Annotated in this window: 7 protein-coding genes and 1 pseudogene; 5 read left to right on the top strand and 3 right to left on the bottom strand. The window is 61.9% G+C overall.

All coding sequences use genetic code 11. The features are described from left to right. From JHD73_RS24915 to phoR, 4 genes are all read left to right on the top strand, one after another. Window positions 1–373, top strand: a 373-nt coding sequence (locus JHD73_RS24915; RefSeq protein WP_199032852.1) for a phosphate ABC transporter ATP-binding protein, incomplete at its 5' end; no start/stop codon positions are given. 35 nt (window positions 374–408) lie between these two features. Continuing rightward, a complete protein-coding gene (gene phoU, locus JHD73_RS24910; protein WP_199032851.1) occupies window positions 409–1,122 on the top strand; it encodes a phosphate signaling complex protein PhoU in 714 nt (237 codons plus the stop codon). A gap of 24 nt (window positions 1,123–1,146) precedes the next feature. Further along, window positions 1,147–1,860, top strand: coding sequence for a phosphate regulon transcriptional regulator PhoB (gene phoB, locus JHD73_RS24905; protein WP_024975443.1), 714 nt, complete (start codon window positions 1,147–1,149; stop codon window positions 1,858–1,860). Window positions 1,861–1,959: 99 nt separating this feature from the next. Beyond that, window positions 1,960–3,288 carry a phosphate regulon sensor histidine kinase PhoR gene (phoR, locus tag JHD73_RS24900; protein WP_199032850.1) on the top strand — a complete coding sequence of 443 codons (1,329 nt, stop codon included), beginning with the start codon at window positions 1,960–1,962 and terminating at the stop codon, window positions 3,286–3,288. Window positions 3,289–3,371: 83 nt separating this feature from the next. Here phoR and ppk1 read toward each other — a convergent pair whose 3' ends face one another. Then, window positions 3,372–5,543 carry a polyphosphate kinase 1 gene (gene ppk1 / locus JHD73_RS24895; protein ID WP_199032849.1) on the bottom strand — a complete coding sequence of 724 codons (2,172 nt, stop codon included), beginning with the start codon at window positions 5,541–5,543 and terminating at the stop codon, window positions 3,372–3,374. 169 nt (window positions 5,544–5,712) lie between these two features. Here ppk1 and ppx point away from each other — a divergent pair, with 169 nt between their 5' ends. Beyond that, a complete protein-coding gene (gene ppx, locus JHD73_RS24890; RefSeq protein WP_199032848.1) occupies window positions 5,713–7,260 on the top strand; it encodes an exopolyphosphatase in 1,548 nt (515 codons plus the stop codon). Between the two features lie 91 nt (window positions 7,261–7,351). Here the strand turns inward: ppx and JHD73_RS24885 are convergent, their stop codons facing one another. Together JHD73_RS24885 and JHD73_RS24880 are read right to left on the bottom strand one after the other, a co-directional pair. Then, window positions 7,352–8,191 (bottom strand): GNAT family N-acetyltransferase, encoded by an 840-nt coding sequence (locus tag JHD73_RS24885; protein ID WP_199032847.1) that lies wholly within the window; start codon window positions 8,189–8,191, stop codon window positions 7,352–7,354. Between the two features lie 137 nt (window positions 8,192–8,328). Then, window positions 8,329–8,548: pseudogene (locus JHD73_RS24880) on the bottom strand (histidine phosphatase family protein); the annotation flags it as partial.

Here is an 8,548-nt window from a genome sequence, read left to right as displayed (position 1 = left end):
GACCAAGGCCGCGCTGTGGAGCGAAGTCAAGGACAAGCTCAACCAGTCGGGCTACGGCCTGTCGGGCGGCCAGCAACAGCGTCTGTGCATCGCACGCGGCATCGCCATCCGTCCGGAAGTGCTGCTGCTGGACGAGCCGTGCTCGGCACTGGACCCGATTTCCACCGGTAAGATCGAAGAGCTGATTGCTGAGTTGAAAGACGACTACACCGTCGTCATCGTGACGCATAACATGCAACAGGCGGCGCGCTGCTCCGACTACACGGCTTACATGTACCTGGGCGAGTTGATCGAGTTTGGTGAGACCGAGAAGATCTTCATCAAGCCGCACCGCAAGGAAACGGAAGACTACATTACCGGCCGCTTCGGCTGATCTGGAACAAGCGCTGAAGCGACAAGGAGAAACCGATGTCTGAGAAACATCTGTCATCGCAGTTTGATACGGACCTGACCTCGATCAGCACCAAGGTGCTGCAGATGGGCGGCCTGGTTGAAGCGCAGATCGCCCGCGCGATGCGTGCGCTGGCCAACTTCGACACCGAGATGTGCGATCAGGTGCTCGCGGTGGAGCAGGAGATCAACGCGCTCGAAATCGAGATCGACGGCGATTGCAACAACATCATCGCGCGCCGCCAGCCGACCGCCCGCGACCTGCGTCTGGTCATGGCCATCTCGAAGACCATCACCAACCTGGAGCGCGCCGGCGACGAGGCGGCGAAGATCGCCAAGCGTACCAAGCGCCTCATGCAAGACCCGTCGGCGCACGCGCTGAACTATGCGGGTGTTGAGCGCTCGGGCGACATGGCGGCAACCATCCTGCGTCATGCGCTGGATGCCTTCGCGCGGCTGGACACCGCCGAGGCCGTGTCGATCCTGAAGGAAGACAAGGCCATCGACGAGGAATTCCGCGGTTTCATGCGCGAGCTCATCACCTACATGATGGAAAATCCGCGCACGATTTCGGTGTCGCTGGATCTGCTGTTCATTGCGAAGGCGATCGAACGTATTGGCGATCATGCCAAGAACATCGCCGAATTCATCATTTACATCGTCAAGGGAACCGACGTCCGGCACGCTGGGCGCGAGGCGCTGGAGCGTGAGATCCAGGGCGAGGGCGAATAAAAAAGGCAGGATGGAGACGTGAGCATGCCGAGTAGCATTCTGGTCGTGGAAGACGAACCGGCGATCGCCGAGCTGATCGCCGTTAACCTGCAGCACGCAGGTCACTACCCGATCCGTGCGTACAACGCTGAACAGGCGCTGTCGCTGATGAGCGATGTGCTGCCAGACCTGGTTTTGCTGGACTGGATGCTGCCGGGTAAGTCTGGCGTGATGTTCGCCAAGGAGCTGCGTGCCAATGAGCGTACGCGCCAGATCCCGATCATCATGCTGACCGCCCGCAGCGAAGAGCAGGACAAGATCATGGGCCTGGACAGCGGCGCGGATGACTACGTCACCAAGCCGTTCTCGCCCAAGGAACTGCTGGCTCGCATCAAGGCCGTGCTGCGCCGTCGTGCGCCGCAGCTGACCGACGACGTGGTGGCCATCAACGGCCTGAAGCTTGACCCGGCCACGCATCGCGTGACGGCCACGAACATCGAAGCAGAAAACCCGATCAAGCTCGATCTGGGCCCGACCGAGTTCCGCCTGCTGCATTTCCTGATGACGCATCCGGAGCGCGTGCACAGCCGCTCGCAATTGCTTGATCAGGTGTGGGGCGATCACGTGTTCGTGGAAGAGCGTACCGTGGACGTTCACATCAAGCGCCTGCGCGCGGCACTCGCTCCGGGTGGCTACAGCAACATGATCGAAACCGTGCGCGGCAGCGGCTATCGCCTGGCGCGTAATCCGGGGCAGTAACGTATCGGCTGAACGGGCGCGCGAGTCAGGTTTTTTTCCATCGCGCGTTTACACACCGCATTCATACGATCCTTGCGGTCCAGCGCTTAGAATGCCTTCATGAACGTCTTCTGGACCCGCTTCGCCGTCTTTGTCGCCCTGGGCGGCATCATCACGGCGTGTCTGTATGTCTTCGCCAACCATGTGGTTGCGCTGGCTGTGCTCAGCGCGCTGCTGCTGGTGATGCTCCTTTACTACGTCTATCAGATCCAGCGCCTATGGCGCGTGCTGGACTCGCCGGCCTATGGCGAGATCCCCAGCGCGCTCGGCCTATGGGGCGAGGTCTACTACCGGCTGCACCGGCTCATGAAGGGCTGGCGTACGCAGGTGTTGCAGGTCGAGCAGCAGCACAGCCGTTTCATCCAGGCCATTCAAGCATCGCCCAACGGCGTGCTGATGCTCGACGCTGAAGACCAGATCGAATGGTGCAACGCTGTGGCCGAGGAGCACTTCGGCTTGTCTGCCAAGCGTGACCTGCGCCAACGCATCACCCACCTGATCCGCAGACCGGAGTTCGTCCGCTACCTTGCGCGCGGCGAGTTCGAGGAGCCGCTCACCATGCATGACGTGGGCCCCCACAAGCAAAGCATCGTCTCTGTCCAGGTCCTGCCGTATGGCGAAGACCGCAAGCTGCTGGTGTCACAAGACATCACCAAGCTGGAGAACACCGAGGCCATGCGCCGCGACTTCGTCGCCAACGTCTCGCATGAGCTGAAGACACCATTGACGGTGCTCTCGGGTTTTCTTGAGACGGTGCGCGATATTCCGTTGCCTGAGGAAGATAAGAAGCGCTACCTCGATATGATGCATACGCAGGCCATGCGCATGCAGCACCTGGTGGAAGATCTCTTGGCGCTGGCGACGCTGGAGGGTAACCCCGAGCCGCCATCAGTCACGCCGGTGCCGATGCAGCGCATGATGCTGCAGCTTGAGCATGACATCGAGGCGCTTTCTGCCGGCCGCCACTCCATCAGCATGACGTGCGATCCGGCGGTGAGCGTGTGCGGGGCCGAGCTGGAACTGCTCTCCGCGTTCAGCAATCTGGCCTCCAATGCGGTTCGCTACACGCCCGATGGCGGTGCGATCCGCCTCGACTGGAGCGTGAAGGACGGGCACGCGATGTTCTCTGTGACTGACACGGGCATCGGCATCGCACCCGAGCATATCCCGCGCCTGACTGAGCGTTTCTATCGGGTTGACCGTAGCCGCTCGCGCGATACCGGAGGTACGGGTCTCGGCCTTGCGATCGTCAAGCACGTACTCTCGCGCCACGGTGGCGAACTGCAGGTGACGAGCGAGCACGGCAAGGGCAGCACGTTCCGCGCAGTGTTTCCGCCAGAGCGCACGGTGGTGCGCAGTGTAAGCGTCAGCGACGAGCGCGCGGCCTGATTCAACCTCGCGCCAAACCGATCACCCAATGAAAAACGCACGCTGCAGAGCGTGCGTTTTGTTTTGCGGGGCAGTGTCGCAGATCAGCCTGCAGAAATTTCCACTGGTGTGCGGACAGTCGCCTCAGCAACCGTCGCTGCGGCCACGGCTGCCGCCGTTTCCGCCGCTGCAGCAGCCTGCGGCGAGAAGTGGTTCAACAACTCAAGCTGGCTGATGCGCACGTGCTTGCCGCGCGTCGTGCGTTGCACGTAGGTGCCGTCCGCTTGCATCACCCAAGCCGATGCGTTGTCGCGCAGATGCACCTGCAGGCTTTCCTTGATGACGCGCGCCTTGAGCTTGCGATCGAGCACCGGGAAGGCCACTTCCACGCGGCGGAACAGGTTGCGGTCCATCCAGTCAGCGCTGGAGAGGTAGACGACTTCCTCGCCGGCAGCATGGAAGTAATAGACGCGGTGATGTTCCAGGAAGCGCCCGACGATCGAGCGCACGCTGATGTTCTCCGATAGCCCCGGCACGCCCGCCTTGAGCGCGCACACACCGCGCACGATCAGGTCGATCTTCACGCCGGCACGCGAGGCCTTGTACAGCTCATCGATGATGGTCGGTTCCAGCAGTGCGTTCATCTTGCCGATGATGCGCGCGCGTTTGCCTGCGCGTGCGGCGCGCGCTTCGGCACGGATGTGCTCGACCAAGTTTTCATGCATCGTGAACGGCGAGTGCCACAAGTGATGCAGCTTCACCTGTGCGCCCGTGCCGGTGAGCAACTGGAACGTGTGATGCACGTCTTCGCAGATCTGCTCGTTGGCCGTCATCAGGCCGAAGTCAGTGTAGAGGCGGGCGGTCTTGGGGTGGTAGTTGCCGGTGCCCAGGTGCACGTAGCGGTGCAGCTTGACGGTCTTGCCTTTGCCGGAGACCTCACGGCGCACCACCAGCAGCATCTTGGCGTGGCACTTGTGGCCCACCACGCCATACACGACATGCGCGCCGGCAGATTCAAGCTGGTCGGCCCAGTTGATGTTCGTTTCTTCATCAAAGCGCGCCAGCAACTCGACGACGACGGTGACTTCCTTACCGTTGCGCGCGGCCTTGATGAGTGCTTCCATGACCGGCGATTCGTTACCGGTGCGATAGACGGTCTGCTTGATGGCCACCACGTCGGGGTCGCGCGCAGCCTGTTGCAGCAGCTCCAGCACAGGCGTGAAGCTCTCGTACGGATGGTGCAGCAGGATGTCGCCCTGGCGGATGGCGTCGAAGATGTTCGTGCTGTTGGCAACCTGCTTGACCGTCGCCGGCACGTGCGGCGGGTACTTGAGCACCGGCTTGTCGACCATGTCCGGCACCTGCAGCAGGCGCACCAGATTCACCGGGCCCTTGACGCGGTAGCAGTCAGCTTCGGTCAGGCCGAACTCCTGCAAGAGGCGGCGTACCAGCGCAGGCGACGTGTCATGCGCGATTTCCAGGCGCACCGCATCGCCAAAGTGGCGCGTGGACAGTTCGCCCTGCAATGCCTCGCGCAGGTCGGTGATTTCATCTTCTGACACGAACAAATCGGAGTTGCGCGTGACGCGGAACTGGTAGCAGCCATGCACGTCGATCTGCGGGAACAACTCGTGCACAAAGCCCTGCATGAACGACGACAGCAGCACGAACCCATACGGATAGCCCGACAGCTCTGGCGGCATCTGCACCAGGCGGGGCAGGGCGCGGGGTGCCTGCACGATGGCAAGCTCAGCTTCCCGGCCGAAGGCGTCCTTGCCAGAGAGCTCGATGATGAAGTTCAGGCTCTTGTTGAGCACGCGCGGGAAGGGGTGTGCCGGGTCCAGCGCCATCGGGGTCAGGATCGGCACCAGCTCGCGCTGGAAGAAGCTGCGGCACCAGGCGCGCTGGGCTTCGTTCCAGTTGGTGGTCATGTGGAAGAAGACGCCTTCCTTCTCCAGGAGGGGCAGGATCTCGTCCTGCAGCATGGCATACTGCTGCGTGACCAGTTGCCGCACCTGTTCCGTCACCACGCCAAATGCCTGTTGTACCGACAGGCCATCGGGGGTGATAGACGACGGGTTGTCGCGCATCTGTTCCTTCAACCCGGCAATGCGGATCTCAAAGAACTCATCCAGATTGCTCGACACGATGCAGATGAACTTCAGCCGCTCCATGAGCGGCACGCCAGGGTCGGCCGCCTGGGCCAGCACCCGGGCATTGAATTCAAGGATGCCCAGTTCGCGATTGAGCAGATCGCCCGCGGGCAATGTCGACATGTTCTGTTCCAGCGAATGACTATCCGGCCACTTTTTCATATTCTGGTGTCAAATTTGTGACACATTTGAATTGTCACGTTGACGACACAATAGAGACATATTTTGTGGCGCAACGTTTCGAACCACAATCCCTAAAAACGCCCATCGCGTTTCCTACCGTTTCTCATTCATGAGTCCCACACCCCGTCTGCTGGCCGCTGTCGACATGGGCTCCAACAGCTTTCGGCTGATGATCGGCCGCGTCGACGAAACCGTGACTGCCAATGGCGCCAGCAGCAGCCAGATCTTCCAGGTCGATGCACTGCGCGAGCCGGTGCGCTTGGCCGCCGGGCTTACGCAAGATAAATACCTGGATCAACCTGCGCGCCGCCGCGGTGTTGATGCACTGCGCCGCTTTGGCGATCGCCTGCGCGACTTCTCGCCTGACCACGTGCGTGCAGTGGCCACCAACACGCTGCGCGTGGCCAAGAACGCGCAGGAGTTCTTGATCGAAGCGGAGGCAGCGCTCGGCTTCCCCATTGAAGTGATTGCGGGCCGCGAAGAGGCTCGGCTGATCTATCTCGGTGCATCGCATGATGCGCCGGCGTGCCAGGGCAATCGGCTGGTGGTCGATATCGGTGGCGGCTCTACCGAGTTCATTATCGGCAATGGCTACAAGCCTAAGCTGATGGAATCGCTCTACATCGGCTGCGTCTCGCACAGCCGCCATTTCTTCCCGAACGGCAACGTGGATGAGTACGCGATGAAGCAGGCCGAGTTGGCCGCGCGTCGCGAAATCCAGATCCTCGTGCAGCAGTACCGCACGGCCGGTTGGAACCAGGCAGTGGGCTCGTCGGGCACGGCGCGCGCGCTGGCAGAACTGATCGAGCTCAATGGCTTCAATGACAAGAGCGACAAGGGCAGCGCCCACGGCATCACCCGCGAAGGGCTGGAGCGCCTCAAGCGTGCATTGATCAAAGCGGAGAACGCCAACCGCCTGAAGTTGAGTGGCCTGAAGTCGGACCGCGTTCCGGTGCTGCCGGGCGGCCTGTCGATCATGCTCGGCGTATTTGCCGAACTCGACATCGACCGCATGGACGTGACCGACGGCGCGTTGCGCCTGGGCGTGCTGTACGACCTGCTCGGTCGCAGCCACCATGAAGACATGCGCACGGTGACGATCGAGCAGTTCATGCGTCGCTATAACGTCGATCGCTCGCAGGCGCATCGTGTGCGCGATGCGGCGACGGCGTTGCTGTCGCAGTTTCCCGATCCGCCTGATGAGCGCCGTGAGGACAATCTTGCGCTGCTCGGCTGGGCCGCAAACTTGCACGAGATCGGCATGAGCATCTCGCACAGCGGCTATCACAAGCACTCGGCCTACATTGCCAGCCATGCCGATATGCCGGGCTTCTCGAGGACCGATCAGGCGCGCCTGGCAACGCTACTGCTGGGGCATGCCGGTAAGCTCGGCAAGCTCTCGGGCGGTGGCAAGTTCCTGGACTGGCGGATGCTGTTCAGTCTGCGTCTGGCCTTTGTGTTGTGCCGCCGGCGCGGCGCGATCCAGTTGCCGGGCCTGAAGGTGCGCCAGAGCGAAGGCGAACTCAACGAAGGCGGCTTTGAGGTAGAACTGCCGAAGCGTTGGATCGAACAGAATCCGCTGGTCGAGTACAGCCTTACGCAGGAAGCCGACGAATGGCAGCGCATCGGCCGCCGCTACAAGGTGACTTACGTGTAGCCCATCTGCAGTTAGGTACCTTGCGGTGCCGATTCAAGCAAAACGGCCCGGTCTTTCGAACCGGGCCGTTTTGCTTTGCAGCGGTGAAGGATCAGCCGCGCAGGAAGTGGCGTGCGTAGCGCGGGTTAATGTCCGACAGGCGCAGCAGCGTCAGGAAGTCGGCAACGTTGAAGTCAGGGTCCCAAGCCGGGGCGCCGCAGATGCGGGCACCAAGGCGCAGGTAGCCCTTGACCAGTGCGGGCGGATCGACTTCCAGGTTCTGGTTCAGCTCATCCACCGGCAACGGTACGCGCGGGAAGGCGTGGTACTCGATCGGCGCCAGCGAGCCGTCGTCAACGAAGCTGCGATACAGGCTTGCGGCAAAGTGGCCGCCGTCACCCATCGATACGCTTGCGCAGCCCAGCATCGATTCGAAGCCGTAGCGCTGCATGTATTCACCCAGGCCAGCCCACAGCGCCATGATGACGCTGCCCGAGCGGTAGTCGCGGTGCACGCACGAGCGGCCCAGTTCAACCATCTTCGGGCGCAGGTGCGTCAGGCGCACGAGGTCGAATTCGGATTCGGAGTACAGGCAGCCGATCTGCTTGGCAGCGTCAGGGCGCAGCACGCGGTACGTACCAACCACGCGCAGCGTTTTCTGGTCACGGACGATCAGGTGATCGCATACGGCGTCGAACATGTCGACGTCGAGCTCGGTATGGGCCGAGGGCAGACGGGCGCCCATTTCTTCGGCGAAGACTTTGTAGCGCAGGCGTTGCGCTTCGGTCACTTCATCCTGGTGGCGCGCCCACGAAACGGCCAGAACAGGCTTGTCACGCGCCGGAACAGCGTCGGATTGGCGAGGAAGACCCCTCCGTGCGTTGGCCTGGCCAAGATTCAGGCTCGGCAGTGCGTCGATCAACGGCTGGGTGGGCGTCGGCAGGTCTCGCATTCGGATCCCCTAGGGTGGCTGAGGGTTGCTTTCGGGGGCGATTCTAGAGACGCTGCATGACAGATCAGCGACAAAAGCGTGTCATTCGTGACTGTTGCGTGAATTTTTCGTGGCGTTGTCGTGACAATGATGACGTGTCACACAAGATCCGGGTTGACCACGGCGCGCAGCACAGTCTGCGCCTCGTCTTCGCGCATGCGGCGGCAGAGCCACCACACGGCGGCTTTCTTCACGCTCCACTCCATCTCAGCGCCCGCAATCAGCAGGCTGGCCAGGCGGCCGAGCCACGGCTGATGGCCGACCAGCAGCAAGTTCGTGCTCGAAGGCCAGTCGATTGCCGCAAGGATGGTGCTGACG

Origin of the sequence: Ralstonia sp. ASV6, assembly GCF_016429285.1 — a bacterium.
Taxonomy (GTDB): Bacteria; Pseudomonadota; Gammaproteobacteria; order Burkholderiales; family Burkholderiaceae; genus Ralstonia; species Ralstonia flaminis.
This window is presented reverse-complemented; position numbering and strand designations above follow the sequence as displayed.